We start from the raw sequence: 370 nt of genomic DNA, 5'->3' as shown, positions 1-370 counted from the left end.
TAATCTGCCATCGGCCGCCCCTTGAGCGCGAGGTCCCGAAAGATCCCCCGCTTTCCTCCTCAGAGCGTATGCGGTATTAATCCGGCTTTCGCCGGGCTATCCCCCACTCCAGGACACGTTCCGATGTATTACTCACCCGTTCGCCACTCGCCACCAGACCGAAGTCCGTGCTGCCGTTCGACTTGCATGTGTAAGGCATGCCGCCAGCGTTCAATCTGAGCCAGGATCAAACTCTTCAGTTCAAACCTGTTACTGTTTTCGGCTTCTTTCGAAACCGGTCGCTCACTCAACGTACTGACGAAGTGTTCAACCATCTTTCAACGGCCAAACCTTCCTTTCATTACTGTGTGAGACTTGATACTTTTGCCTT

At 53.2% G+C, this 370-nt stretch carries 1 rRNA gene; it reads right to left on the bottom strand.

Annotated features, from left to right (window positions below):
- Positions 1-242, bottom strand: a 16S ribosomal RNA gene (locus tag PQR02_RS40855); the annotation flags it as partial.
- Positions 243-370 lie beyond the last annotated feature (128 nt).

It is taken from the genome of Paraburkholderia sediminicola, assembly GCF_046026895.1.
Classification (GTDB): Bacteria; Pseudomonadota; Gammaproteobacteria; order Burkholderiales; family Burkholderiaceae; genus Paraburkholderia; species Paraburkholderia sediminicola_C.
The sequence above is the reverse complement of the archived record's forward strand: the minus strand, read 5'-3'. Positions and strand labels throughout refer to the sequence as shown.